The organism is Lentzea sp. NBRC 105346, assembly GCF_030269605.1.
In the GTDB taxonomy this organism is placed as follows: domain Bacteria; phylum Actinomycetota; class Actinomycetes; order Mycobacteriales; family Pseudonocardiaceae; genus Lentzea.
Map to the genome: position 1 here is coordinate 78,722 of NZ_BSTQ01000015.1, position 25,627 is coordinate 104,348.

At 68.3% G+C, this 25,627-nt stretch carries 22 protein-coding genes; 8 read left to right on the plus strand and 14 right to left on the minus strand.

Annotation, left to right across the window (positions count from 1 at the left end):
- The first annotated feature begins 6 nt into the window (after positions 1-6).
- Complete coding sequence (locus tag QSK35_RS28900; RefSeq protein ID WP_352244158.1) at positions 7-1,164, plus strand: glycosyltransferase; 1,158 nt, start codon at positions 7-9, stop codon at positions 1,162-1,164.
- An 89-nt stretch (positions 1,165-1,253) separates the two neighbouring features.
- On the opposite strand, the gene QSK35_RS28905 is transcribed toward QSK35_RS28900, so the two are convergent.
- Both QSK35_RS28905 and QSK35_RS28910 read right to left on the minus strand, forming a co-directional pair.
- Complete coding sequence (locus QSK35_RS28905; RefSeq protein ID WP_502881731.1) at positions 1,254-2,384, minus strand: glycoside hydrolase family 88/105 protein; 1,131 nt, start codon at positions 2,382-2,384, stop codon at positions 1,254-1,256.
- 77 nt (positions 2,385-2,461) lie between these two features.
- Complete coding sequence (locus QSK35_RS28910; RefSeq protein ID WP_285750699.1) at positions 2,462-3,421, minus strand: LacI family DNA-binding transcriptional regulator; 960 nt, start codon at positions 3,419-3,421, stop codon at positions 2,462-2,464.
- Positions 3,422-3,583: 162 nt separating this feature from the next.
- On the opposite strand from QSK35_RS28910, the gene QSK35_RS28915 reads away from it, so the two are divergent.
- Complete coding sequence (locus QSK35_RS28915; RefSeq protein WP_285750700.1) at positions 3,584-4,273, plus strand: S1 family peptidase; 690 nt, start codon at positions 3,584-3,586, stop codon at positions 4,271-4,273.
- 100 nt (positions 4,274-4,373) lie between these two features.
- On the opposite strand, the gene QSK35_RS28920 is transcribed toward QSK35_RS28915, so the two are convergent.
- Genes QSK35_RS28920 through gabT form a run of 3 tightly spaced genes read right to left on the minus strand, consistent with a single transcriptional unit; the run spans position 4,374 to position 7,155 of the window.
- The gene (locus QSK35_RS28920; protein WP_285750701.1) at positions 4,374-5,696 is read right to left on the minus strand and encodes an aldehyde dehydrogenase family protein; all 1,323 of its coding nucleotides are present in this window, start codon (positions 5,694-5,696) and stop codon (positions 4,374-4,376) included.
- Complete coding sequence (locus tag QSK35_RS28925; RefSeq protein ID WP_285750702.1) at positions 5,693-5,878, minus strand: hypothetical protein; 186 nt, start codon at positions 5,876-5,878, stop codon at positions 5,693-5,695. The genes QSK35_RS28920 and QSK35_RS28925 overlap by 4 nt, the downstream gene beginning before the upstream one ends.
- Entirely contained in the window at positions 5,875-7,155 is a 1,281-nt protein-coding gene (gene gabT / locus QSK35_RS28930) for a 4-aminobutyrate--2-oxoglutarate transaminase (protein ID WP_285750703.1), read from the minus strand. Before gabT ends, QSK35_RS28925 begins: the two co-directional genes overlap by 4 nt.
- Positions 7,156-7,236: 81 nt before the next feature.
- Here gabT and QSK35_RS28935 point away from each other — a divergent pair, with 81 nt between their 5' ends.
- The gene (locus QSK35_RS28935) at positions 7,237-8,499 is read left to right on the plus strand and encodes a PucR family transcriptional regulator (RefSeq protein WP_285750704.1); all 1,263 of its coding nucleotides are present in this window, start codon (positions 7,237-7,239) and stop codon (positions 8,497-8,499) included.
- On the opposite strand, the gene QSK35_RS28940 is transcribed toward QSK35_RS28935, so the two are convergent.
- Entirely contained in the window at positions 8,486-9,604 is a 1,119-nt protein-coding gene (locus tag QSK35_RS28940; protein WP_285750705.1) for an erythromycin esterase family protein, read from the minus strand. The genes QSK35_RS28935 and QSK35_RS28940 overlap by 14 nt on opposite strands.
- Before the next feature lie 80 nt (positions 9,605-9,684).
- Between QSK35_RS28940 and QSK35_RS28945 the strand changes: the two genes are divergently transcribed.
- Positions 9,685-10,368, plus strand: a complete 684-nt coding sequence (locus tag QSK35_RS28945) for a TioE family transcriptional regulator (RefSeq protein WP_285750706.1) — start codon at positions 9,685-9,687, stop codon at positions 10,366-10,368.
- Here the strand turns inward: QSK35_RS28945 and QSK35_RS28950 are convergent.
- Genes QSK35_RS28950 through QSK35_RS28965 form a run of 4 tightly spaced genes read right to left on the minus strand, consistent with a single transcriptional unit; the run spans position 10,354 to position 16,323 of the window.
- Positions 10,354-11,136 carry an intradiol ring-cleavage dioxygenase gene (locus QSK35_RS28950; RefSeq protein WP_285750707.1) on the minus strand — a complete coding sequence of 261 codons (783 nt, stop codon included), beginning with the start codon at positions 11,134-11,136 and terminating at the stop codon, positions 10,354-10,356. The two genes, QSK35_RS28945 and QSK35_RS28950, sit on opposite strands and share 15 nt — an antisense overlap.
- Positions 11,137-11,184: 48 nt before the next feature.
- Entirely contained in the window at positions 11,185-13,539 is a 2,355-nt protein-coding gene (locus tag QSK35_RS28955; protein ID WP_285750708.1) for a TIM-barrel domain-containing protein, read from the minus strand.
- Entirely contained in the window at positions 13,536-14,909 is a 1,374-nt protein-coding gene (locus QSK35_RS28960; protein ID WP_285750709.1) for a glycoside hydrolase family 28 protein, read from the minus strand. The genes QSK35_RS28955 and QSK35_RS28960 overlap by 4 nt, the downstream gene beginning before the upstream one ends.
- A 10-nt stretch (positions 14,910-14,919) precedes the next feature.
- Entirely contained in the window at positions 14,920-16,323 is a 1,404-nt protein-coding gene (locus QSK35_RS28965; RefSeq protein ID WP_285750710.1) for a glycoside hydrolase family 28 protein, read from the minus strand.
- A gap of 148 nt (positions 16,324-16,471) precedes the next feature.
- Here QSK35_RS28965 and QSK35_RS28970 point away from each other — a divergent pair, with 148 nt between their 5' ends.
- Positions 16,472-17,431: a helix-turn-helix domain-containing protein gene (locus QSK35_RS28970; protein WP_285750711.1), complete on the plus strand. Its 960-nt coding sequence runs from the start codon at positions 16,472-16,474 to the stop codon at positions 17,429-17,431.
- An 86-nt stretch (positions 17,432-17,517) separates the two neighbouring features.
- Here QSK35_RS28970 and QSK35_RS28975 read toward each other — a convergent pair whose 3' ends face one another.
- The 4 genes from QSK35_RS28975 to QSK35_RS28990 all read right to left on the minus strand — a co-directional run bounded on the left by QSK35_RS28975 (position 17,518) and on the right by QSK35_RS28990 (position 22,946).
- Complete coding sequence (locus tag QSK35_RS28975; RefSeq protein WP_285750712.1) at positions 17,518-21,165, minus strand: S8 family peptidase; 3,648 nt, start codon at positions 21,163-21,165, stop codon at positions 17,518-17,520.
- Between the two features lie 93 nt (positions 21,166-21,258).
- On the minus strand, positions 21,259-21,888 hold the full coding sequence (locus tag QSK35_RS28980; protein WP_285750713.1) for a lamin tail domain-containing protein: 630 nt from the start codon (positions 21,886-21,888) through the stop codon (positions 21,259-21,261).
- A gap of 76 nt (positions 21,889-21,964) precedes the next feature.
- Entirely contained in the window at positions 21,965-22,507 is a 543-nt protein-coding gene (locus tag QSK35_RS28985) for a lamin tail domain-containing protein (RefSeq protein ID WP_285750714.1), read from the minus strand.
- Positions 22,508-22,631: 124 nt separating this feature from the next.
- Positions 22,632-22,946: a helix-turn-helix transcriptional regulator gene (locus tag QSK35_RS28990; protein WP_352244159.1), complete on the minus strand. Its 315-nt coding sequence runs from the start codon at positions 22,944-22,946 to the stop codon at positions 22,632-22,634.
- Between the two features lie 183 nt (positions 22,947-23,129).
- On the opposite strand from QSK35_RS28990, the gene QSK35_RS28995 reads away from it, so the two are divergent.
- From QSK35_RS28995 to QSK35_RS29005, 3 genes are all read left to right on the plus strand, one after another.
- The gene (locus QSK35_RS28995; RefSeq protein WP_285750715.1) at positions 23,130-23,549 is read left to right on the plus strand and encodes a nuclear transport factor 2 family protein; all 420 of its coding nucleotides are present in this window, start codon (positions 23,130-23,132) and stop codon (positions 23,547-23,549) included.
- Positions 23,550-23,566: 17 nt separating this feature from the next.
- Positions 23,567-24,202 carry a ScbR family autoregulator-binding transcription factor gene (locus QSK35_RS29000; protein WP_285750716.1) on the plus strand — a complete coding sequence of 212 codons (636 nt, stop codon included), beginning with the start codon at positions 23,567-23,569 and terminating at the stop codon, positions 24,200-24,202.
- Positions 24,203-24,303: 101 nt separating this feature from the next.
- Positions 24,304-25,545, plus strand: a complete 1,242-nt coding sequence (locus tag QSK35_RS29005) for an ATP-grasp domain-containing protein (RefSeq protein ID WP_285750717.1) — start codon at positions 24,304-24,306, stop codon at positions 25,543-25,545.
- The last annotated feature ends 82 nt before the right edge of the window (positions 25,546-25,627 follow it).

A 25,627-nucleotide genomic window follows, 5' to 3' on the forward strand; every position in this document is an offset into this window, starting at 1 on the left:
CGTGTCTTGCTGTCCACGATCGGAACACGCGGCGACGTCGAGCCTGTGCTCGGGCTCGCGACGGCGCTGCGAAAGCTTGGCCAGGAGGTCAGGGTGTGTGCGCCCCCTGATTTCCGGGACTGGGTGGAAGGGTTCGGGGTCCCTTTCACGCCCGTTGGACCCGAGGTGCGCAGACCTGCGGCCGCTCAGGCGAAACCCACGCCCGAGCAGCTTCGACAGTCGGTGGCCGACACCGTGGCCGCCCAGTTCGGCACCATCACGGACGTCGCGGCGGACTGCGACGTTCTCGTGGGGGCCGGAGCGCTGCAGATCGCATTGCGCTCGATCGCCGAGAGCCAGGGCAAGCCGTACGTTTTCGCGGCCTACTGCCCCATCACATTGCCGTCCCGGCACCACGCGCCGCCCGCGTTGCCGGGACGCACGGCCACCGGTGACAACCTCACGCGGTGGCACGAGGACGCGGGATTCTGGAACCAGCTGTGGGGCCCGCACCTCAACGAGCACCGGTCGGTGGCCGGCCTGGCCCCGGTGGAGAACGTGCGCGACCACGTCTTCACCGACCGGCCATGGCTGGCCACCGATCCGCTGCTCGGGCCGTGGCCGGGTGAGGAGGACGTGCTGCAGACCGGCGCGTGGATCCGGCCGGACGACCGGCCGCTGTCCCGCGAACTGGAGGCGTTCCTCTCCGCCGGCGAGCCGCCGATCTACTTCGGGCTGGGCAGCAGCCAGGGCGTCGGGCCGAACCTCGACGAGGTGATGATCGAGACCGCCCGCGCGCTGGGCCGCCGCGCGATCCTGCACCGCGGATGGGCTGATCTGTCCCTTGTGGACGACGCGCCGGACCTGATCTCCATCGGTGAGGTCAACCAGCAGGCGCTGTTCCCGCGGGTCGCCGCGGTCGTGCACCACGGCGGCGCGGGCACCACGCACACGACGACGCGGGCCGGTGTGCCGCAGGTCGTGCTGCCGCAGAGCTACGACCAGTACTACTGGGGGCAGCGGGTGACCGCTCTCGAGGTCGGCGCCATCGGCTCCGAGTCGTTGCTCGACGCGTTGAAGCGCGTGCTGGAGCCGGAGGTCGCGGAGCAGGCGCGCGCGGTCGCCGGATGGACGCGCGCCGATGGTGCCGAGGTCGCGGCGCGGCACCTGGTCGCACTGGCCTGAGCGACGCGGATAAATGCCATGGGGGGAGCTTTCCCAGCGGTCAGCGCTTGGAAAGCTCCCCCCCATAGCGCACTTCACTTCACTTCACTTCACTTCGCGAGCTGCTCGTTCATGATGAGGAACGCGCCGAGGCCGTGGAAGTCGTTGGTGTTGCGCGGACGTGCGTAGTAGTAGTTCGCGTCACCGACGTTCGTGCCCTCGGAGATGTCCTTGATGTCGGTCAGCCCGCTGGAGTTGACCGACGCCTTGGCCAGCACGCCCTGGTAGCCCTTGGCCGCGACGGCCTTGTACTCCTGGCCGATGTAGCCCTTCTCGACCCCGCGCGACAGCATGAACGTGTACATCGAGGACGCCGAGGTCTCGGTCCAGTTCTTCGGGTTCGAGCACTTGTCGACGATCTGGCACCAGCGACCGGTCGCCGCGTCCTGGTACTTCGTGTAGCCCTTCGCCAGGTGCTGCACGATCGCGATGAGGTCCGCACGGCCGGGGTGGTTGGCCGGCAGGATGTCCAGCAGGTCGATCGCCGTCATGCCGAACCAGCCGATGGCGCGCGCCCAGTGCTCGGCCGAGTGCTTGCCGGGGTTCTTGGCCCACGACTCGGAGCCGTCCGCGTCGTAGGCGTGCCACAGCAGGCCGTCGTCGGACTTGAGGTGCGCGAAGTACGTCTTCATGTTGCGCACGGCCTCGTCGTAGCCGTAGGTCTGGTTGTAGGCCTTGGCGTACATGGCGATGAACGGCTGTGCCATGTAGACGCCGTCCGCCCACAGCTGGCCGACCTTGCTGGTGGCGTGGAACATGCCGCCGTCGGACGTGCGCGGGTAGCTGTTGAACTTCGCGCGGACCTTGTCCGCGGCCTTCTTGTACTTATCCTGTCCCGTTTCCTGGTGCAGGATGATGAAGAGCGTCGCGGAGCGCATCGCGTCGAGGTTGGTGTACCCCTGCGAGGTGCTGCCGTCCGGCTTGACGAAGCGGTCCACCCACGCCTTGATGTAGTCCAGGTACTTCTTGTCGCCGGTGCGCTTGTACACCAGGTACTGGCCGTACAGGTACAGGCCGCGCGTGTAGCCCCAGCCGCCCAGCTTGTCCGGCGTGAACCGCTTCATGGTCGAGTCGATCACGGCTTTCGACCAGTCCGCCGGCGGAGCGGCGCTCGCGGTCGTCGTCGGGGCGAGCAGAGCCAGCGTGGTGACGAGAACGCCGAGGAATCGTGCTGTCCTCACGACGTGTTCCTCCCATAGTTGCCCGAACGGCGGCGGAGGGACGTCAGACGAGGTGAAGCTTTCCCGGTCGGAGTGGTCTAGTCAATAGAACATCGGAGCTTTCCCGTGCTGGCCCGCGCGATGAGCTTGGTCGGCAGTTCGCGGCACTCGGGCGCGCCGCCGGCGAGCCGTTCCACGAGCAGGTCGACGGCGACGCGGCCGGCCTCCTCGGTCGGCATCGCGACCGTGGTGAGCGTCGGGTGGCACATCGCTGCATAAAGAATGTTGTCGAACCCGGTGACGCTGATCTGGCCCGGCACCTGGATGTCGCGTTCCGACAGGTAGCTCAGCACACCGAGCGCCATCAGGTCGTTGTACGCGATGATCGCCGTCGCGTCGGTCCGCAACGCCCGCTCGGCGGCCTCCCGGCCGCCTTCGAAGTTCGGCTCGAACGACCCCAGCCGTTGGGTTCGTTCGTCGAGACCGAGGAGGCGGCGGTTGTGCGACCACGACTGCTCCGGCCCGCCGAGGTAGACGCGTTGCGTGTGCCCGAGTTCCTGCAGGTGCCGCTCGATCTGCGCCATGCCGTCCGCGCTGTCCATGAGCACGCTGGAAACGCCCGTGACCGTGCGGTTGAGCAGCACGAGCGGCGTCGTGCCCGCGAGCTCGGCGATCAGGTCGTCGGCGAGCAGCGACGCGCACAGCACCACGCCGTCGACCTGCGCGGCCATGGCCTGGACCAGTGACGCCTCGTCGGCCTCGCGGCTGTCGCAGAAGAACACCGCGCACCCGGCCTCGCGGGCCCGCGCCTGCACCCCGCGGAGCACTGCGGGGTAGAAGGGGTTCTCCAGGTCCGGCACGACGATGCCGAGGTTCCCGGTGCGCCCGGTGATCAGGCTGCGCGCGGCGCGGTTCGGCTGATAACCCAGCCCCTGCACCACGTCGAGCACACGTTGCCGCGTCGCTTCCTTGACCAGGCCCGGCGCGCTGAGGGCGCGCGACACCGTGGACACGGACACCCGCGCCTGCCGGGCGACATCCCGGATCGTGACCGCCACATCGAAATGATGACAGTCAAGGTCAAGATCGAAAGATTCATCCGATGAATGTGGCTGATTGATTCATCAGTCAATTGACCGACTTCTGGCGGTGCCGGGCGTGTCGAGACGCGTGCGACGCTCACGTTCATCCGCCGTCGCGGCAGGCCAGGAGGAGTTCTGATGAAGGTCAGATCACTTGTTCTCGGTGTGCTGCTCTGTGCGGGGTTCACCCCGTCCGCCGGCGCGGATCCGATCGGGGTGAACGTCATCGGTGGCGAGACGGTGCGCAGCGCGCCGTGGGCCACCCAGCTGTACTGGAGCGACGACTGGTTCGGCTGTTCCGCCTCCATCATCGCGCCGCAGTGGGTGCTGACCGCGAAGCATTGCGTCGCCGACGGAATCCCGGACTACGTGCTCGTCGGCAACGTCAACAGGGGCCGCGGCAAGCGCGCGGACGTCGTCTCGGGGACCAATGTGGACAACGGCGACATGTCGCTGCTGTACCTGGCCACCCCGATCCAGACGACCTACGTGCGGCTCGCCGACACCGAACCGCCCCGGGACTCGAGGAACTACATCTACGGGTGGGGCACCTACGAGGTCGGTGAGGGCAAACCGTTGTCGCCCGCGCTCAAGCGCGGCGCCGTCACGGTGACCGGCCGCGCCAAGGACGCGTACGGCGGACGCGCCGTCGGGTCGCGGTGGGCCGACGCGGCCAACGGTGGCACGGCCGGGTACGGCGACTCCGGCGGTCCGCAGCTCTACAACGGGGTTCAGGTCGGCGTCTGCTCGACCGGGGACTACACGAACCAGCAGTACGCCAGCGTGCCCGCGCACCGCGACTGGATCCGGGAGGTGAGCGGGGTGTGATTCGTTTCGCCGTTGCCCTCGCACGGCGAACGTAACGCCGGCGGACCGGGTTGGGGCTGCCTGGTCCGCCGGCCCCTGGGGCTCCGCATGGAGCTTCGCGTTACAGCTCCAGCCCGGTCAGCACCAGCACCCGAGCCTCGGTGAGGTCGTCCATGGCCGCTCGCAGACCTTCCCGTCCCACGCCGGACTCCTTCACGCCGCCGTACGGCATCTGGTCGGCGCGGTAGCTCGGCACGTCACCGACGATCACGCCGCCGACCGCGAGCCGGCGTCCGGCGCGGAACGCCTCGCGCACGTCCGTCGTGAACACGCCGGCCTGCAGGCCGTAGCGGGAGGAGTTCACCTTGTCGTAGGCCTCTTCCACACTGTCCACAGCGGACAGAACCACGACCGGCCCGAAGACCTCCTCGGCACTGACCTTCGCGTCCTCGGGCACGTCGGTCAGCACGGTCGGGGCGTAGTCCCGTTGCTCGCGCGTGCCGCCGGTGAGCACGGTGGCGCCGCGCTGCTTGGCCTCGTCGACCCAGGCCTCGACGCGCTCCGCGGCGGCCTCGTTGATCAGCGGTCCGACCTCGGCGGCGGCGTCCATCTTGCCGACGTGCGCCACGACGGCGTCCTTGAGCTGCGCGAACACGTCGCGGTGCGCGTAGACGCGCTGCACCGAGATGCACGACTGGCCGCCCTGGTACATCGCGAAGGTCGCGATCCGCTGCGCCGCCCAGTCGATGTCCGTCCAGTCCGGGCAGACGACGACGGCCGCGTTGCCGCCGAGCTCCAGGGTGACGTGCTTGCGCGGCACGCGGTCCTTGATGCCCCAGCCGACCGGGCCGCTGCCGGTGAACGACACGACGGGCAGGCGCGGGTCCTCGACCAGCTTCGCGGTGTCCTCATTGGACAGGTGCAGCACGTCGAACGCGCCCTCGGGGAGGTCGGTCTCGGCGATCAGTTCCGCGAGCAGGAACGCGATGCGTGGTGTGGCGGGCGCCGGCTTCAGGACAATCGGGGCGCCGACGGCGATGGCCGGGGCGACCTTGTGCGCGACCAGGTTCAGCGGGAAGTTGAACGGTGCGATGCCCAGGACCGGGCCCTTCGCGACCCGCCGGACGAGGGCGATGCGGCCCTCGGCGGCGGGGTCGGTGTCCAGGCGCTGGAGCTCGCCGGAGAAGCGGCGGGCCTCCTCGGCGGCCCAGCGGAACGTCGACACCGCGCGGCTCACCTCGAGGCGGGCCCACTTCAGGGGTTTGCCGGATTCGTCGTTGATGAGCTGGGCGAACTCCTCGGCCCGTTCGGCCAGCCGGCGCGACACGTGGTCCAGGGCGGTGGCCCGGACGTGGGCGGGGGAGGCCGCGAAGTCCGGGGCCACCGCGTGTGCGGCGGCCACGGTGCGTTCGACGTCTTCGGCGGTGTGGAACGGGGTGGTCACTCGCGGGCTCCTGGGAAGAAGTCGATGCCTTCGGCCTGTTCGGCCTCGCGGCGGCGGGTGGTGGCGTGCTCGGCCGCCTCGGCGCGCAGGCGCTCCATGGCGAGGCGGGCGGTGCCGCAGATCGGGGGCAGCTCGGCGATCGGGGCCGGGTCGATGTAGTGGGGGATGTCGGCAGCGGTCACAACAGGGCTCCTTCCAGGATGTCCAGGCCCTCGGCCAGGACGTCATCCGGGATTACGAGCGGCGGCAGCAATCGGATCACGTTGCCGTAGGTTCCGCAGGTCAGAACCACCACACCCTGTTCGTGGCAAGCCTTGGCTACGCGCGTGGCAACGTCCGGCGTCCGTTCGGTGAACTCGATCGCGAGCATCGCGCCCCGGCCGCGCACCTCGGCGATCGCTGAGCTGCGCGAAGCCACCGCCTGAAGCCGCGGCAACACGGTGTTTTCAATCCGGCGGGCGGCCGCGTTGAGGTCGCGTTCGCGCATGGTGCGGATCGCGCCGAGCGCCGCGGCGCACGCCACCGGGTTGCCGCCGTAGGTGCCGCCCAGGCCGCCGGTGTGCACGGCGTCCAGGATGTCGGCGCGGCCGGTCACCGCCGCCAGCGGCAGGCCGCCCGCGATGCCCTTCGCCGTGGTGATGAGGTCCGGCACGACGCCCTCGTGGTCGCTCGCGAACCACGAGCCGGTGCGGCAGAACCCCGTCTGGATCTCGTCGGCGACGAACAGCGCGCCGGCGTCGCGGCACCACGAAGCCAGCGCGGCCAGGAAGCCCTGCGCGGGGACGATGAAGCCGCCCTCGCCCTGGATGGGCTCGATCACGACGGCAGCCACGTTGGACGCGCCGACCTGCTTCTCGATCGCGCCGATCGCCCTCGCCGCGGCCTCGGCGCCGGACAGGCCGTCGTGCAGCGGGTACGACAGCGGCACCCGGTACACCTCGGGCGCGAACGGGCCGAAGCGGTGCTTGTACGGCATGTTCTTGGCGGTCAGCGCCATCGTGAGGTTCGTGCGGCCGTGGTAGCCGTGGTCGAACACGACGACCGCCTGCCTGCCGGTGACGTGCCGCGCGATCTTCACCGCGTTCTCGACCGCCTCCGCGCCCGAGTTGAACAGCACCGACCGCTTCTCGTGGTCGCCCGGCGTCAGCTCGTTGAGCTGCTCGCACACCTCCAGGTAGCCCTCGTACGGCGTGATCATGAAGCAGGTGTGGCTGAACTTGTCGATCTGCGTGTGCACGGCCTCGGCGACCGCGGGCGCCGGGTTGCCGACGTTCGTCACGGCGATGCCGGAGCCGAGGTCGATGAGCTGGTTGCCGTCGACGTCGAACAGCACGCCGTCGTCGGCCGACTCGATGAACACGGGCAGCGTCGAGCCGACACCGGCGGCCACGGCGGCCTTGCGGCGCGCGGACAGCTCGAGCGAGCGGGGACCGGGGATGGCGGTGCGCAGGCGGGTCATGTCCCCAGAATGCTCCTGGTCACAGCCGGGCGCAGTATCGGAAGTGGCGAATCTGTACGTGCAAGATGTACAAACTGGCACATGCCTCTGACCATCGGCGAGCTGGCCCGCGACCTGCGCCTGCGGGTGCTCGCCGGCGACACCGACCGTCGTGTTGGCTGGGTGCACGGCACCGAGCTGGCCGACCCGACGCCGTTCCTGGAGGGTGGCGAGCTGCTGCTCACCACCGGGCTGACGCTCACCGACTTCGAGTCCTATGTGGACCGGCTGGTGCGCGCGGGCGTGGTGGGGCTCGGGTTCGGCACCGGGCTGAGCCATGACACCGTGCCGCCCGAGCTCATCAGGGCCGCGGAGAAACAGAACCTCGCGTTGCTCGAGGTACCGCGCAAGGTGCCGTTCATCGCGATCAGCAAGGCCGTGTCGCGCGCGGTCGCGAAGGACGAGTACGCCGCGCTGACCCGCACCAGCGAGGCGCAACGCGCGTTGACCAGGGCGGCGGTGCGCACGGACGGCGTCGCCGCGACCGTCCGCAGGCTGGGGCAGTGGATCGACGGCTGGGTGATGCTGCTCGACGCCCACGGCACGGTCGTCCACGGTTTTTCACGCGGACCGGACATCTCCCGCGAGATCGTCCGGCTCAAGGCGGCGGGAGGGCTGGCCAGCGCGGCGTTCGAGATCGACGGACAGCACGTGTTCCTGCAATTGCTGGGCGCGAAGGCCCGCGGCTTCCTCGCGGTCGGCACGCCGGACGCGCTGGACGCCGCGGACCGCAGCATCGTGAACACCGCGGCGTCGCTGCTGGCGCTGGCGCTCGCGCAGAGCGACGCCGTCGACGCCGCCCAGCGCGAGCTGCGCGCGGCCCAGTTCCGCTTGATGCGCAACGGACTTCACCCCGCGCCACCCGGACCGTTCCGTGTCTTCCTCACCGCGCGACCGCCCGAGGACGACGTGTTCTGGGCCGAGGTGGACGGACAGATCGTGGTGCTGGCAAACGACCTTGACGACTACACGGCCGCCTCGTCACCCACCCACGATGTCGAGCAGGGGTATCTGGAGGCCCAACGGGCGCAGCACGCCGGCGTCCGCAGGTTCGAGGACAGCGTGATGTCCTTCGTGCCCGACGGTTTCGCGGAGGCGTTGCTGCGCCCGCTGGACGAGACGTCCCGCGAGGCACTGCGGGTGTGGCTCGCGCACCACGGGCAGTGGGACCCGGCCGCGACCCGCCTCGGCGTGCACCGGCACACGCTGAAGAACCGCATCCGGCGAGCCGAGGAGCAGCTCGGCCGCTCGCTCGACTCACCGGGTGTGCGTGCGGAGTTGTGGCTGGCGCTTAACGCCCGCTGATGTGCAGGACCGCGTCGGCCCGGTCGAGCGTCTCCGCGTCGAGTGGGATGTAGCCCGTCATCGGGTCGATGCCGGTGCGCGTGCGACCGGAGGGCAGCTCGGTGGTCAGGCCCCACGTCGGGATCCGGCTCTGCAGGTCGCCTTCGTAGGTGTCCGCCTCGGGCTCGCCGATCCCGAGGGTCTCGCTGCTCCCCAGGCTGCCCGCGATGAACGTGTAGCGCTCGCCGACCAGAGCGGACACGATGGCGCCCGCGCTGAACCAGTCGATGTGCATGGGGCCCAGCTCGAGCGTGCTCGTGCCGCGCTGCAGATGGCGGTTGTGCGCGAACACCAGCGTCGTGCCCCGCCCGGCCTCGATGTCCCGGATGTCGAGGAGGTTCTCGGCCATGATCGCGTCCCGGACGGCGGACAGGAGCGACCACCGCACCCGGTCCTCGATCTGCTCAGCGGCCTGCTTGTGGTAGCGCAGCATGCCGATACCGGCGCTGAGGTGTGTTTTCGCCCGCTGCCACTCGGCGCGGGACGTCGCCGCGATCCGTTCCGGTGCGCGGGCGTACAGCTTGGTGAGCATGTCGTCGGCGATCACGCGCAGCCGGTCCGCCTCCGCGGAGTCGCCGAGCGAGACGTCCGGATCCATGACCGCTTCCGTGCGCCACCACAGTTCGTCGTCACCGGCGAGGCCCGCGATATCGACATCGAGCCCGAGGTAGTCGCGGGCGTGTTCGAGGAAACGCCGCGGGCTCGGGGCGTTCATCATCTCCATGGGGCCGTCGAAGCCGTGGAAGGCCACCCGCTGGTCCGCGGGCCGGTTCTCGTTGTGGGAACGCATCCAGGCGACCAGTTCCCGGTTGGCGTCGAAGTCGCCGAAGTTGTGCGTGAAGCCTTCCTTCATCACCGCGTCGAGGGTGCCGATGCCCTCCTGGACGAAGTCGTTCACCGCGAGGGCGGCCACGCGATCGGTCTCCAGCGCGATCGACCGGAAGCCCCGGTCTACGAGCTGGGCGAACAGGTCGTTGCGCAGGCGGGCGTGCGCCGGCTGCCAATGGGCCGGCTCCCCGAACGCCAGCAGGTCACTTGTGGCGAAGGCTGTGATGTCCTGACTCATAGGTCTCAACCGTATCGTTGAAATTTCGGTTGAGACTTTCACAGCGTTGCTCGGGTACAACTGCGTTAAAGTCTCAACCGATGCGACCAGCCGACCTGGCCCGTGAACATGGCCTCTCGACGCAGGCCGTCCGCAACTACGAGCGCGACGGCTTCCTCCCGCCCGCCGAGCGCACGCCCAGCGGTTACCGCGTCTACACCGAGGTGCACGCGGCGGCGCTGCGCGCGTTCCTGGCGCTGATTCCCGCGCACGGCCACTCGGCCGCCGGGCAGATCATGATCGCGCTGCACGAAGACGAGCCCGACACCGCGTTGACGATCATCGACCGAAGCCACCTGCAGTTGCTCCGCGACCGCGAAACCCTTGACACGGTGCGGAAAGCGGTGGGGCACCTGACCGGCGACACACCGGAGCACTCCGCGATCCCGCGGACCATCGGCGAGCTCGCCCACCTGCTCCGCGTCACCCCGGCGACCCTGCGCAAGTGGGAGGAGGCCGGCATCCTCACCCCGGAACGGGACCGGCGCACCGGATATCGCGTCTACCGCGCGGACGACGTCCGCGACGCCGAGCTGGCCCACCTGCTGCGGCGCGGCGGCTATCCGCTGGGCCGCATCGCCACCGTGGTCGAGCAGATCCGGACGGCCGGTGGCACGGACACGTTGTCGAACGCGCTGGACGAATGGCAGCGCAGGCTCACCGCGCGGGGGCTCGCCATGCTCGGCGGGGCGGCCGCGCTCGAACGTTATCTAGACCGGTACTGAAAGCGTTGCGGTGTAACCGGAGTTGACGTCACCGGTGATCACGGCGAGCTGCTGGTCGTGGCCGTTGCGGAACACCATGTCGGTGTCCAGGCTGGTCCGCGCGAGGTTGCGCACGCTCTGCGTGTACCCGGTGGTGCCATAGACGGTCTTGCAGACGTTCTCGGGGAACGCGAGTTGCGAGGTGGTGATCTTGTTGCCCGCCTTGGTCGCCTCGGCCAGCGACGGGTACACCTCGAAGTGGACATGCGGCCAGCGGCCGGAGTAGGCGGCCGGGAAGATGCTGGTGAAGGTGACCTTGCCCGACGAATCGGCCTCCTGGACGCCGCGCAGGTAGTTCTCGTTCGTGATGCCCTGCGAGTACATCGAGTACCGGCCGTCGATGTCGCAGTGCCACAGGTAGACGGCCGCGCCCGCGTACGGCTTGCAGCCGTCGGACGTGTTCTGGACGGTCAGCTCGATCTTCAGTGGCACGCCCTCGGCGGTGGCGGAGCCGGTGCCGAAGCTGCTGCGGATGTCGCTGCGCACGATCCCGCTCCGCGTCAGGATGTTCGGCCCGTTCGAGCCGTCGCCGGGGTAGGGGCCCGCGGTCTCCTGGGGGATTGCGTTCGAGCACGTTCCCGCGGCGGTCGTGGTCGAGGTGGTCGTCGCGGGGGTGCCGCAGGCGACCAGGGTGGTCAGCCCGGCGCCGCCGAGCAGGGTGAGTGCCCGGCGGCGGTCGAGGAGAGTGCGCAGGTCGAACTGCAGACCCCTGTTATGGATGGGTGTCATGGGAACCAGCGTGCGGCCGGTTCCTGTGAGCCGCCTGTGGAGCGGCTGTCAGGTCAGGGTGAGCAGCACGGTGCTGTGCCCGTGTCGGGGTTTGAGCTTCAGCACCGTGCCGCCGAACGAGCCGGGCGCGCTGTGCGTCGTCCAGCCCGTGTCCTGACCGCGCAGCTGCTCGATCGACGACGACGGAAGAGGCTTGCCGTCGATCAGCACCCGCTTGACGTTCGCCGGGATGAGGAGCTGTGACTCGTCCGGGGCGCCGTGCAGCATGACGACCAGGTGGTCGCCGAACCGCGCGGTGCGCAGCGCGCTGAACGTTCCGGTCGCGTCGGGGGAGACGACCCACCCGGCGCGATCCGTGCGGTCCAGGTCGTTGACACCCCACGGCTTCGCCCACACGTCCGGTGTGCGGAAGTTCAGGGGTGCCACCGACCCGGCCCGTAGGTAGAGCGGGAACTCGTCCAGAGTGGACAGCCGGGTGACGTGCCGTCCGCCCTCGACGACCGTGCCGGCGAACAGATCGACCCACTTACCGGGCGGCAAGTAAACGTCCACCGGGGTCGGCTGACCCGCCGCGCCGTCGGCCTCCGCGCGGTCCGCGGTCACCGGCGCGGCCAGCAGGTCGGGACCGACCATGAACTGCTGGTCGGCCTTCCACGCTTCCGCGTCCGACGGGTACTGGAACGCCATCGGCTGCGTGATCGGTGTGCCGTCGCGCGAAGCTTGCCGGGCCGCCCGATACAGGTAGGGGAACAGCTCGTAGTGCAGCACGGCGGCCCGCCGGAACCGCTCGAACGTCGCCGGGTCGTACACCCACGGCGTCGAGTTGCGGCCCGAGCTGCCGACCTGGAACACCGGCGATACCGCCGACATCTGCGACCACCGCACGAAGAGCGACTCCGACGGTCCGCCGCCGAGATTGCGGTACCCGCCGGTGTCCGAGCCCTGCACGGGGTGCCCGGAGATCCACGAGTTGATCCCGCGCCGCACCGAGAGACGCAGCCCGTCGAAGCTCATGTCCGCGTCGGCCTGCCAGAACCCGCGCAGCTGCGTCGGCATCCCGTCGCCGCCCGCGCGGAACAGCGTCGTGTAGTTGTCGCCGTGCACCTTGCGCAACATGCGAACGACGGATTCCGCGTACAGCAACGGGTACTGGTTGTGGATCAACGTCCCGGGCCCGCCCTGGAACGTCGACTCCTCGAAGTTGTGCTCCTCGCCGCGGTCGCCCTTGACCATGTTCACGCCCATGCGGAACACGGCTTCGAGCTTGGCCTCGTAGTGCGCCCGCGCCACCGGGTTCGTGAGATCGATGTCCCACACGTTGGTGCGGTCCGACTGCACGAAGGAGCCGGCCGGGTAGTCGTGCGGGCACTCCTTGCCGTCCGACATCTTCGACAGGAACGGCGCCACCCACACGCCGAGGTTCACGCCACGGGACCTCATCCAGTCGATCGTGCCCTGCGCGTCCGGGTACATCGTCTTGTCGAACTTCAACGCGCCGATGCACGCGTAAGTCGGCCGCGCCCCGACCGGCCCCTGCTCCCACGGGTTGTCGACCCACAGCGTGTCCAGCGGCACGCCCCGCTGCTGGAACTGCGTGACGTCCTCGACGATCTCGTCGGAGTGGTTGTACTTGTCGCGCCACTTCGTCAACGCCAGCTGGCGCGGTGGCGGCAAGGTCGGTAGTCCGACTCGCTTGAAGTACGCCGAGTTCACCTGCGCCGGTGAACCCGAGTAGACCTCGTAGTCGATTCTCCCGGTCTTGAAGCACAGCTGGATCCGATCCGGCACGCCGTACTTCACCGGACACGGAGCCGGCTTGTCGTTGCAGTGGTTGTCTTCCACGGCACCGGGAAACGCGGTGCGGCCGATCGCCTTGGTGTCGGCGTAGACGCCGTACCCGGCGCTGCTGATGAAGAACGTGCTGGGCGCGCCGTTCTTGTTGCACTTGCCGAAGGTCGAGGCGCCGACGAAGACCGCCTTGTTCAGCAGCACCTTGCCGCGCAGGTCGACGAACATCGTGTGCGCGCCGCCGCCGAGGTAGTGCTCGTCGAGCGAGCCCGGGAGCGAGGTGAACACCTGCGCCACACCGGTGTCCGGCCGGAACGTCGTGCCGACCCGCAGCCCGCGCGGGGTGCGCGTCACCACGACGTCGGCGACGCGACCGGGGTCGCTGGTGGCGACGACGTACTTGAAGCCGTGCGGAACCCGGTGCTGCGACACGAGATCCGTCAGCCGGTGCTCGGTCCCGTCGGCCGTCCGGAAGCCCGACTCGCGCTGGCCGGTCTTGCCGAGGTCCAGCTGGAACGGCGAGGGCCGGACGTCCCAGCCGCGGCCCGCCGAAGCGACCGGGGGCGCGGCGGCGAGACCGGCGCACAGCAACAGCAGTGCCAGCACGATCCTCATGCGGGCTGCCCGTTGATCGTGGTGTTCCGGAACACCAGGCCGTCGGTGTTGGAGATGACGTTGGGCTGGGTGATGTTCGCGAACGTGCTGTTGGTGATCTGCACGTCCCGGATGTGGCTCTGTTCGAACCCGGTGAAGGACGCGGCGATCCGGCCGCCGTCGATGACCATGCCGTCGACGGTGATGTCGTCGATCTTCGGGAAGAAGCCCTTGGTGCCGCCGTTCTGGTAGAACATCGACACGAACAGGATCTCCCGTTCGACGCCCCAGCCCTTGAAGTTCTTCAGGTGGATGTCCCGCACGTAGCCGCCGCGGTCCTGGTTCGTCTTGACGTACAGCGCGTGCTTGATCGGGTAGCGGCCGGGGAAGTCCGGCGAGTTGATCAGGCAGTCGCGCGCGAAGATCTTCTCGATGCCGCCGGACATCTCGCTGCCCACGGTGATTCCACCCCAGCGCCCGGAGAACCTGCAGCGCTCCACCACCACGTGGGTGGTCGGGATGCCGACCCGCCGTCCGTCGGCATCCCGACCTGACTTCGCCACAACACAGTCGTCGTTCGTGTTGAAGCGAGAGTCGGCCACGTAGGCGTAGCTGCACGAGTCGAGGTCGACGCCGTCGCCCTGCGAGTTCGTGCTGTACACCTCGAGGTTGCGGATGGTGATGTTCTGCGAGAACACCATGTGGCACGACCACATGGCCGGGTTCTTGACGAGCAGGTTCTCGATGAGGATGTTGCGGCACCGGAAGAACTGGATGAGGTTGGGCCGCAGGTTCTTGCCCGGACCCATGATCCGTTGCTCGACCGGGACGCCGTCCTCGCCCATCTTGCGCAGCTCGGGCGTCGCGCCGGCCCGCCACTCGGGCCAGGGGCCGTTGGGCCCGTCACCGTCGATCGTGCCGGGCCCGGTGACCGCGATGTCGCACTGCTCGAACGCGTAGATGAACGCCTGGTAGTTGTAGCAGAGCGTGCCCTCCCACCGCGTCAGCACGAGCGGCAGGTAGTCGTTCGGGTCGGTGCTGAACTTCAGCGTCGCCCCTGCGGCGACATGGAGCTCCACATTGGACAGCAGCCGGATGCCGCCGGTGAGGAACGTGCCCGCGGGCACGACAACACGTCCCCCACCGGCCCGGTGACACGCCGTGATGGCGTGGTAGATGGCCTCGGTGTTCTTGGTGGTCCCGTCCCCTTTGGCGCCGTACGCCGTGATGTCGAAGTCGCGTTTGCGGAACTTCGGCGGCCGGATGTGCGCCAGGATCCGCGGCACCTCACGCCACGGATCCGGTGCGGCCTCGCCGATTCCCGGCGTCAGCAGGACACCGGCCGCGACCAGACCGGACACGCGGGCGAAGTCTCTTCGAGACAGGGGCACGGGACGCTCCTCAGGCGGGCTTGCCGTTGATGGTGACGTTCGTGAACTGGGTGCCGTCGGCGTTCTTCACCGAGGGCTTCGCGGTGGTGACGTTGGTGAAGGCGCTGTTCGCGATGGTCACGTTCTTGATGTGGGACTCGGACAGGCCGTCCAGCGTGACCGCGGTCTTCTTCACCCCGTTGACGGTGAAGTTCTCCGCGGTGATGTTCTGCACCTTGGGGTTCACGATCGGGCCGTAGCCGGGACCGGTGAGGCTGTAGTTCAGCGTCACCATGATCGCCTCGCGGTCGACGTCGCTCGCCTTGATCCGCCGCGCGTGGATGTTCTCGACCGTGCCGCCGCGCCGCTTGTTCGTCTTGATGTACAGCACGTGGAACGGCTTGTAGGACGAGCCCTTCTTCACCGTGCAGTCCTGGAAGAACACGTTGCGCACGCCGCCGGACATCTCGGAGCCGGCCGTGAGCGCGCCCCAGCGGCCCTCGAACGAGCAGTTCTCGATCACGATGTTCTCGCTGGCCACGCCGACCCGCCGGCCGTCGATGTCGCGGCCCGCCTTGATCGCGATGCCGTCGTCGCCGGTGTCGAACCGGCAGCCGGTGATGTGGACGTACTGCGAGGCCTCGGGGTCGCAGCCGTCGACCATGCCGCCGCGGCTGTAGATGAAGATGTTGCGGACCGTCACGTTCGTGCAGAGCACCGGGTGGACATTCCACATCGCCGAGTTCCTGAGGTTCACGCCCTCGATGAGAATGTTCTTGCACTCGTAGAGCTGCACCATGTTCGGCTTGAGGTAGTGCCCCATGCCGAACTTCCGCTCGGTGACCGGCTTGTTGTCCAGCGCCTGCTTCTGCAGCGACTGCCAGTCCGGGTCGCGCTTGCCGTCGTAGTCGAACCACGGGCCGGACGGTCCCTGGCCGTCGATCGTGCCGGAGCCGGTGATCGCGACGTTCTCCTGCTTGCGGGCGTAGATGAACGGCGAGAAGTTCATGCACTCGATTCCCTGCCAGCGCGTGTACACCAGCGGGAAGTCCTTGGGGTCGGTGCTGAACTTGATCGTGGCACCCTTGTCGATCACCAGGTTCACGTTGCTGAGCAAGGTGATCGCGCCGGTGAGGAAGCTACCGGCGGGCACGACGACCTGGCCGCCACCGGCCTTGTTGCACGCCTCGATGGCCTTGCGGAACGCCTCGGTGTTCTTGGTCTTTCCATCTCCCTTGGCGCCATAGGCCGTGATGTCGAACTTGGCGCTCGGGAACGTCGGCGGCTTGATCTTCGCCAGGATGTCGGGAACCTGGTCCCACGGGGAGGCCGGTGCCGCGTGTGCTGTTTCGACGATCGTGCTGGACAGCAGCGCCGCTCCCGCGGCCGCGCCCGTGAGCTTGATGAAGTCGCGACGGGAGTGCCAGATGGCCATCGGGGCCGTCCTTTCGCCACAAACGGCATGCGGGTGTTACAGCTGCTGCGGCGGCGGCGTGAAAAGGTTGAAAACCTTTTCAGGTGACAGGTCTACACCTGCTTTTGGCCCCGCGTCAATGGGTGCGTGCTGTCGGCATACTGTTCGGATGCTCGGCGTCATCGGCCTGCGTCCCGCAGAGCAGAAGGTGTACGAGGTCCTCGTGGAGAGTGCGTCCAGGACACTGGCCGAGCTCGAACGCGCGTCGGGCCTGTCCGGACAACAGTTGCGGCCGGTGCTGCGGTCGTTGCGCGCCAAGGGACTCATCACCCGGTCCGGCCCGAAGTACGGCGCGGTCGCGCCCGACGTCGCGCTGAGCGTGTTCTTCCTGCGCCGCGAGGAGGAGCTCAAGCAGGCCCGAGCGCATGCCGCGTTGCTGCAGGAACGCTTTCGTGCCGCGGTCGGCGGGAATGCCGCCGAACTGGTCGAGGTGGTACACGGCCCGGACGCGATCTCGCGGCGCGTCGAGCAGGTGATGCGGACCGCGCGTTCCCAGGTGCGGTTCGTCGACAAGCCGCCGTACGCGCGCCAGCCCAGCTCACTCCATCCGGCGGAACGCGATCTGCTCCAACAGGGTGTGCGGTTCCGGGGCATCTACGAACGCGCGGCGCTGGACCTGCACGACCTGCGCGCGGACGTCGAGGCCGGCCTGTCGCTGGGGGAGGAGGCGCGCGTGCTCGCCGACGTGCCGACCAAGATGGTGCTCGCCGACGCCCATCTCGGGATCATGCCGCTGTCGACCACGCCCAGTTCGCTGGAAAGCGCGGTGGTCGTGCATCCGTCCGCGTTGCTCGACGCCTTGGGCGCGTTGTTCTCGTCGTTGTGGGGACGCGCGGTGCCCCTGAGCCTGACGTCCGGGGAGGACTCCGGCGGGCTGTCGGAGCAGGACGCGCGGCTGCTTGCGTTGCTCACGACCGGTATGCCGGACCGCAGCATCGCGAAGCAGCTCGGGCTGAGCTATCGGACGTTCCAGCGGCGGCTGCATCGGCTGATGATGACGCTGGGCGCGGAGACCCGCTTCCAGGCGGGCCTCCGCGCCGCTGCCCGCGGCTGGGTGTCGTTGAGCTGAACGTAAATCTCAGGGGTCCGGAACGTAAGACATGGGGGTCCGGAGCGTAAGACTCGCGCGAGTTTTACGCTCCGGCCCCGTGTGTCTTACGTTCCGGCGATGGCGTAGGCGTTCTGCATCGTTTGGCTCACCGTGTTGCCGCCCGCGTCGCGGGCCTCGGTGCGCATCCAGACGAAACCGCTCGCCGGGTTGTGGACCGTGACGGTCCACGTGCCGTCCTTCGGCGTGACGCTCGCCTTCTGCCACGTCTTGCCGTCACCCGAGTACTCCATGGTCAGCGTCGTGACCGGACGGGTCGAGAGGGCCTCGGTGCTGAAGGTGTAGTCGACGTTCGGCTTGGCCGAGTTCGACAGGTCGAGCGGGAAGCGGTGGTGCAGCTGGATCATCGGCTGCACCGCGCACGTCGTGCCGTGGTAGCAGTTGTAGCCCCTGCTGGGTTTCTGCGTGCTCTGCCGCGACTCGAACGTCCACGTGGTGTCCACCCGGGACGCCAGCCGGAACAGGGCGCCGTTGGGCGCGCCGTAGGTGGCTCCCGGCGGGAAGGCGTCGACCTGCGTCATCCGGTACGTCGTCGGCGCCGGGTCGAGGACCCACGTCGGGAACGGCGCGTACGGGTTGCTCTTGTCCGGCTGGATCTCCTTGTCTCCCTTGAACAACCGGGTCGTCGTGGCGGTGCGGTACCGGCCGTTCTCGTACGGGTTGGTGAAGTGGCCGGGCACGCCGTCACCCCAGTTGAGCACCGGCACGAGCACGTCGCCCACGCGGCACGGCGAGCACAGCTGGTTCCACGCGTCGCCGTCCGGGTACCGCGCCGGGTGGTCGGACTGCAGCACCAGGGCTCCACTGTGGATCGGCGCGGAGAACCATGCCTCGTCCGGGCGGCTGTGTTCGCCGGGCTTGTAGATGTTCTGCTGGTACATGGACAACGCGGCCCGCACGCCCTTCTCGTCGGTGCCGTTGAGCGTGACACCGCGCTTCCACACCATGCCCGCGTTGGCCGGTCCGATGTACTCGGTCCACTTCGCGGGCACCGGGAACGTGACGCCGCTGAGGAACTGCGTCTGCCACAGCCCGGTCGGGAACGGGTACCACGTCTTCTGCACGGTCAGGCCGGGCTTCTCGGCGTGGTACTCGGTGTTGACGCGGATCAGGTCGTCGCGGTTGACCTTCTTCACGTGGTCGGCGGGGATTCCGTTGGCGTCCAGGAAACTCAGGTTGAACACCTCGTCCGGCTGCGGCCGCACGTCGATCGTCACCTGGGCGCCGATCTTGGCCGCCTCCGCCTTGCTGACCGACACGACGGGCACGGTCGCGCTGGACAGGTTGCTGATCGGCACGGCGTTCGGCGCGTCGACGTACGCGATCACCAGTGCCGCCTTGGCGTTCGCGGTCGCGGCCTGGGTGGCGGCCTTGAACACGGCGGCCGTCGGGTCGCCCGGACCGGTCGGCGCCGCGATCTTGACCAGCACGGCCTTGCCGGTCACGTCGCCGGACGTGACGACCGGCAGCGTGTGCTTGCCGGGGTACTTGACGGCCAGCGTGCCGGCGTCGTACTCCGGGTGCAGGTCGCCCATCTCAACGGCCTTGCGGTGGAGCGTCACGGTGTCCTGCAACGAGATCGCGCCCTGCTTGGCCGCGGGAACCGGCGTGACGTACGGCTGCCACGTGGTCTGGCCGAGCACGAGACCCGCCTCGTCGATGTGGTCGGTGACGGCGCGGCGCAGCATGATCGTGCGGTCGCGCTGGTCGACCGGGATCGGCGCGGTGACGCCGATCGGCACGCCCAGCCGGGCGTCGAGGGTGAGGTCGCGTTCCTCGCCGATCTTCAGTTCCGGCGCGGACAGCGCGGTCCAGCGACGGCCGTCCAGGCGCGGCTCCTTCGCCCACGTCATGGCCGAGTACGAACCGCCCGGCACGGCCACGGAACCCTCGCCGTCCACCACGTTGAAGGCGAACGTGACGTCGGTGTCGAACGGGTCGTTGGCGTTGTCGTGGCCGCCGGAGTCGTCGATCAGTAGTCCGACCGTGGAGCTGACCGGCTTACCGGTCGAGTCCTTCACGTGTACGTTCACCGAGTACTTCTCCGGGGCGACGTACATGCTGACCGGGGTGCGGAACTCCGCGGTGCCCTTGGTCGCCACGACGCCGCCGTACGCGCCGGCCGTGGGCAGGTCGGCGGACAACGTGGTCGAGGCCTTGCCGTGCGCGGGCACGGTGAGGTGCTTCTTGTCGGTGTCCAGCTTGGTGTTCTTACCGTCCCAGCCCTGGAACGACGTGCTCAGGTCGAGCTCGAGCGGCGTGTCACCGTCGTTGACGTAGGTGAGCACCTCGCCGTCGAGCGTGGCGTAGGCGGGCCGGCTGATCGCGCGGGCCACGTCCAGCACGCCGCAGCCCTGCTGGAACACCTGATGCCCGGCATCGTGCGCGCTGTCGACCAACGCGCTCTTCAACGCCTGGCCGGACCACGACGGGTGTTGCTGCGCGAGGATCGCGGCGGCACCGGCGACGTGCGGCGTGGCCATCGACGTGCCGGACGCGGCGGTGCGCAGGTCGTCCACCGGTGCGCCCATTGACGTTCCGGCGGCGCGTGCCGCGACGATGCCGGCGCCGGGTGCGGTGATCTCCGGCTTGATCGCCGCGTCACCGAGCCGTGGCCCGCGGCTGCTGAAGTCGGTGATCTTGTTGTCGCGGTCGACGGCGCCGACGGTGAGCGCCTTCGTCGCCGCGCCGGGAGTCGTGATGGTGCGGGCGCCGGGACCGTTGTTGCCCGCGGCGACGACGAACAGCGTTCCGGTGCGCTCGGACAGGTCGTTGACGAGCGTGCTCAGCTCGTCCGTGCCGTCGGTCGCCTCACCGCCCATGCTCAGGTTCACGATCTTCGCGCCGTGCGTGGCGGCCCACTCGACACCCGCCATGATGCGGGACGTCTCACCCTCACCGGAGGCGTCGAACACCTTGGCCACCACCAGTTTCGTGGCGGGCGCGACACCGGTGACGATCGACGCGACGTGCGTGCCGTGGCCGTGCTGGTCGGCCACGTCCGGATCGTCGGTGAAGTTCTCGGACTCGACGACCTTCTCCTTCAGCCACGGGTGCTCGGCGTCGATGCCCGTGTCGACGACACCGACGGTGATGCCGTCGCCGTCGAGACCCGCGGCCCACGCGGCGGGTGCGCCGATCTGTTTGGTGCTTCGGTCGAGGTCGACATGGATCCGCTTGTCCAGCAGCACTTTGCGGGCGTTGGGAACGGATGCCCAGAACTTCTCGGCGTTCGCCTTGTCGACGTGGACACCGGAGGCGCCGAGACTCGCGACGGTAGTGTGCGTCTCGGCGGCGGACATCGCCATCGGACCGTCGGACGTGACGATCACCGGCAGGGTGTTGGTCTCCTCGTCGGCGAGTCCCTGGCGGACCAGGCTCGTGACATTGAACAGGGCGCTGGAGACCTTGCCGGTCGCGACGTACGGCAGGGCGTCGGAGGGGTAGACGTAGAAGCCGTCGTCGTCGGTGATGGTCTGGAACGCGGGCGGTGGACCGTCTGGTCGCGCCGCGGGTTCCACTTGAACGGCTTTTCGGCCGTCTTGGTTCTCCGCATAACGCACCACGTCACCCGTGATGAGGGTGACGTGGTGGACGGCGGTCTCACTGGATGGTGGAGGTAGAGGGGACGCGGCTCCGTTGTGTGGAGCCACGACTGGCAGGGGCAGCAGCAGGATCAACGGCAGCAGGCGCATGGCGATCAGGGTGAGGCCGATTGCCTTGCTGTGAAATGAAAAACGGCGGCGCGTTGTCGCCAACGGCGACAACGCGCCACCTGTGGTTACCGGTTAGTTGAGCGCACCGAAGGTGCGGGTGTGCAGCTGGAAGTCGACGCGGTTGTTGTTCGTGTCAGTGCTCAGGATGTTGCGCTGGTTGGAAGCCTCGAGCTGCGCGGTGCGCGGGTTCTCGGCGATCGCGGGCGTGCCTTCGCGCGGCGTCACGGCGCCGTTCGACATCGCGACACCGTCGACCTTCGCGGCGGTCGGCTCGAGCGAGCTGAACAGGGCCACGCCACCGTTGGTCGGGATGCCGAGCTGGCCGGTGAACGCGATCGGCTGCACCTGCGCACCAGGCGCCACGGTGCTGCTGAAGTTGACGCCCGTCAGCACGAGGATGCTGCCCTGGTTGTCCTGCGGCTGCAGCGTGATGCCCTCCAGCCGGATCGTCTGCAGTACCTGGTTGGTGCTGCTGTAGACCTTGACGACGTAGTTCTCGAGGTCGACGACGTCGGCGGTCATGTTCACGATCTCGATGGCCTCGTCGAGCTCACCGTTCGGGCCGATCGCGGACACCTCGTTGATCACAACCGGCGAGATGGCCTCGATGCCGGCGTCGGGCTGGTCCGCGTTGGCGGAGCCGCTCATCGCGGCCAGTGCGGACATCGCCAGCGCAAGGCCACCGATCACCATTCGACGCATGGTAGGAACCTTTCAGAAATGTGGACGGATTTCCCGGCTGCGGATTTCCGTTCCCTTCCGCCTTGCCGGGCACATTTCATGTTTCCGCCTGATGACGTTCCTGGAAAGGGGCCATTTCATTCGGTTGGTCCGGCGTTACCGGTTGACAGGTGAAATCGGCCGCGTTGTCGTCGGTGTCGCGAGACAACGAATCACGGCCAACGGAGGAGTAAGCGCATTGCTCCGTCGGGGCGCCCTCGCGGCATGGTGAATTACTGGTGAATGCGAGACCATCAATGCGTGCGCCGTTAGCATTGCGCAACGAGACTTCACCAGGGTCTATGGACCCTACGAACAAGAGTCTTTCGGCGGTGCCCGTGAAGTCGTGACCAACTATCAGGAAGAACGTACCCGCGGGCAGTTCCGTGCCGAGCGGAATTGTGGCGAGTGGGCCGGCCTTGCCGTTCTGGCATGACCTGATGATCCAGCCGCCGATGTCGACGGCGGCGTTGCCGGTGTTTGCTAGCTCGACGAAGCCCTGAGTGCCCGCGGCCACCTCGTTCACCCTGATCGGGGACGTACCGGGGGCGGGAGCGCTGATCAGCGCGGAGACCAGGCTTGCGAGCAGAATGCTGCTCATCACGCCTTCGCAGTCTTGTCCAGGTGGCGGGTCTGGCGCACGGGGCCAGTTCTTCGAGGGGCGCCCCGTGCGCCGTGCCCGCGGGCGGCCGACCCCCTGCCGGTCGGCCGCGGCACCGCTCGCATTACCTGAGTTGCCGGTGTTCCCTGCGGTTCGTCCTGGCCACGGTCGCGGCCCGTTCGACGTCGTCACAGGGCATTTCGAGCGCCTTGCTGATCCAGCTCCGCCAGTACGGGCCGGGGATCCGCTTGCCGCGCTCCCAGCGCGAGATGTCTTCCCTGGTTATGCTGTCGTTCCGGGAGATTTCAGACAACCTTCGCGCAAGTTCCTCCTGGGTCAGCCCACGTTCTCTCCTCGCCTGCGGAATGAGCATCGATATGGATTCGGTGGCGTGCACCACACCGCTCCGTTTCTCGGTTGCTGTCGCGATCGACATCATCACAGTGCCCGGTTTTTACTGGGCTTGCACGCCGCAAAACGGTGATACCGGTGGTCGTTGATATGTCACCTATATGTTGATTCCCCCGTTCGCCGCACTGTGACCGAGCGAATGTTCTGCAGTGTTGCGCGACTGGCTAGGGTGAGATGTAGTTGATCGCGCAAGGACAGGAGTGAGCCTGAGTTGACCAGCCGGGTGCTGTCGACGGTAGAGGTGGTCCAGGTCCTGCTCAGCCGGCTCGCGGCGCGCGACGCCGCCGGGATAGCCAGGCTGTTCGCGCCGCGTGTGGACTGGCGGGTGCCCGATCTGGGCGGCACCCGGTGGAGTGATGGTGCTCGCAACGGCCGGGAGGTCGAGTCGTACTTCCTGGCGCTGTTCGACATTCTGGAGCTGGAACAGCTGACCGTGCGGCAGGTCGTGACCGACGGCGGGGACGCGGTCGTGCTCGGTTGGACGCGTTGGCGGGTCATCGCGACGGGAGCGTTGCTGGACATGGACTTCGCGATGTCGGTCGCGGTGTACCGCGGTGAGATCGAGCAGTACTGGCAACTTCAGGACACCCTCGCGGTGGCGCTGGCGCTCGGCACCGCTCAGATGGCGTGACGGGCCAAGGTCTCTTGATGAGTCGTACTCCCCAGGCGGCGCGGACGCGGCGCAACCTTCTGCGCGCGGCGGCGGAGGTGTTCGACGTCGAGGGCTTCGCCGGGTCGAACCTGCGCACGGTGTGCGCCCGAGCCCGAGTGACGAAAGGCGCGCTGTACTGCCACTTCCGCTCCAAGGAGGCGCTCGGCGTCGCGATCATCGAGCATCAGTCCCTGTTGTGGCACGAACTGGTCGACGAGCTGTTGAAGCGTGAACTGGGTGCGGTGCAGACGCTGGTCGACCTGTCGTTCGAGTTCGCCCGCCGGCTGGAGTCCGACCTGATGGTGCGCGTCAGCAGCCGGCTGTTGCGCGAGGCCGCGTTCTTCGACCTGGCCGCCGCCGGCCAGTTCGTCGGCTGGATCTCCGTCGTGCGCGACCTGCTGTCGCAGGCGCGGGCGTGCGGCGAGCTGCGCGACGACGTGAACCTGCGGCACGCCGCCGAGCAGATCGTCGCGGACTTCCTGGGCGTGCAACTGGTCTCGCAGGCGCTGACGGGCCAGCACGACTTCACCTCGCGGCTGCGCCGGCACTGGCGCGCATGGGCGCCCTTGCTGGTAACTCCGGAAACGTTACGGTTACTGCGTTTCGACCCGAGTGACGATGATCTCGTGTGAGTCCAGTTGAGACAGGAATTCCAGCCGAATCCCCGATTGTTGACCGGCTCGTCAGTTCGGCACACTGCGCAGTGCAGTCGGCGAAGATCGGAGTGGAATCGGTGGCGGATCGCAAGGTCGTCGTAGTGGACCCCTACTCGGCCGGGCGGGGGATCGCTCCCGCGTTCGCCGAACGAGGTGTGGGTGCGATCGCGGTCCTGACCACGCCGGAGCCCCCGGCCGGTCTGGCGAAGTCGTGGTTCCCCGAGAACTTCGCCGAGGTGCACGTGGTCGAAGGACCGCTGGAGCCGTTGGCGGACAAGCTGTCCATCCACGAGCCGCTGTGCGTGGTCCCCGGTACCGAGACCGGAGTGGAGACCGCCGAGGCCCTGTCCGAGCTGATCGCCCCCGGACGGAGCAACGTCCTGGAGCGTTCGCATGCCCGCCGCGACAAGTACGAGATGTACCTGGCGCTGCGCGCGGCCGGAGTCCCGCATCTGCGCCAGATCTCGTCCGACTCCGCCGACGAGGTCGCGGAGTGGCTCACGGCCACCGGACTCGACTCGATCGTCCTCAAGCCACAGGAGAGCGGCGGCACGGACGACGTGTTCGTCTCGTCCGCTAGCGGCGACTGGCGGAGTCTCTTCCACCGCATCCTCGGCAGCGTGAACAAGTTGGACATCGTCAACGACCGCGTCCTGGTGCAGGAGCTCGCCATCGGCACCGAGTACGAGGTGGACACCTACTCCATCGATGGGGCGCACGGCCTGGCCGCCGTGTGGCGCTACGCCAAGGAACGCCGGGGCGACCGGCTCGGGATCTACCTCTCCAACACCTTCGTGTCGCCCACCGATCCCGTCGTGCCCGTGCTCTTCGAGTACGTGCGGCAGGTGCTCGACGCCACCGGCGTGCGCAACGGCCCCGCCCACGTCGAGGTGATGATCACCGCCGACGGGCCGCGGCTGATCGAGATCGGCGCGCGGTGTGCGGGGGCGGAGCAGCAGGAGCTGTCGTTCCTCGGGGCCGGCGAGTCACAGATCACCCGGATGGTCCGCCACTGGGTGGATGGGGACCGGTCCGTCGGCCTGTACGAGCAGCGCCAGTTCGTCAAGACCGTGTACCTGTCCTCGCCCGCCGCCGGGGTGCTGCGCAACGCCGCGCGCCTGGACCGGCTGGACACGCTGATGCCGTCGTTCAACCGCGACGTGATCCCGTACCGTGAGGGATCGCGGGTGCCTCGGACCGAGGACCTGTGGACCAGTCTCGGGTACGTCGTGCTGGCCACCACCGACGCCGACCAGTTGGCCCGGGACGAGGAACTGGTGCGCCGGATCGAGGCCGAACTGGTCGTCGAGCCGGTCTGACCAGCGCGGACTAGGCCGAACCGGGGCGGGGGCTCTGGGCCGAGCGGTTTGATCCGAAGATCGTTCGGGTATCTGTATTCCC

Bases quoted from the DNA above. Each gene is read 5' to 3' on its own strand.
- QSK35_RS28980 (WP_285750713.1), bottom strand. From the start codon at position 21,888: ATGCGTCGAATGGTGATCGGTGGCCTTGCGCTGGCGATGTCCGCACTG.
- QSK35_RS28935 (WP_285750704.1), top strand. From the start codon at position 7,237: ATGCCTCTGACCATCGGCGAGCTGGCCCGCGACCTGCGCCTGCGGGTG.
- QSK35_RS29000 (WP_285750716.1), top strand. From the start codon at position 23,567: ATGAGTCGTACTCCCCAGGCGGCGCGGACGCGGCGCAACCTTCTGCGC.
- QSK35_RS28940 (WP_285750705.1), bottom strand. From the start codon at position 9,604: ATGAGTCAGGACATCACAGCCTTCGCCACAAGTGACCTGCTGGCGTTC.
- QSK35_RS28965 (WP_285750710.1), bottom strand. From the start codon at position 16,323: ATGGCCATCTGGCACTCCCGTCGCGACTTCATCAAGCTCACGGGCGCG.
- gabT (WP_285750703.1), bottom strand. From the start codon at position 7,155: ATGACCCGCCTGCGCACCGCCATCCCCGGTCCCCGCTCGCTCGAGCTG.
- QSK35_RS28945 (WP_285750706.1), top strand. From the start codon at position 9,685: ATGCGACCAGCCGACCTGGCCCGTGAACATGGCCTCTCGACGCAGGCC.
- QSK35_RS28955 (WP_285750708.1), bottom strand. From the start codon at position 13,539: ATGAGGATCGTGCTGGCACTGCTGTTGCTGTGCGCCGGTCTCGCCGCC.
- QSK35_RS28970 (WP_285750711.1), top strand. From the start codon at position 16,472: ATGCTCGGCGTCATCGGCCTGCGTCCCGCAGAGCAGAAGGTGTACGAG.
- QSK35_RS28975 (WP_285750712.1), bottom strand. From the start codon at position 21,165: ATGCGCCTGCTGCCGTTGATCCTGCTGCTGCCCCTGCCAGTCGTGGCT.
- QSK35_RS28950 (WP_285750707.1), bottom strand. From the start codon at position 11,136: ATGACACCCATCCATAACAGGGGTCTGCAGTTCGACCTGCGCACTCTC.
- QSK35_RS28915 (WP_285750700.1), top strand. From the start codon at position 3,584: ATGAAGGTCAGATCACTTGTTCTCGGTGTGCTGCTCTGTGCGGGGTTC.
- QSK35_RS28990 (WP_352244159.1), bottom strand. From the start codon at position 22,946: ATGATGTCGATCGCGACAGCAACCGAGAAACGGAGCGGTGTGGTGCAC.
- QSK35_RS28985 (WP_285750714.1), bottom strand. From the start codon at position 22,507: ATGAGCAGCATTCTGCTCGCAAGCCTGGTCTCCGCGCTGATCAGCGCT.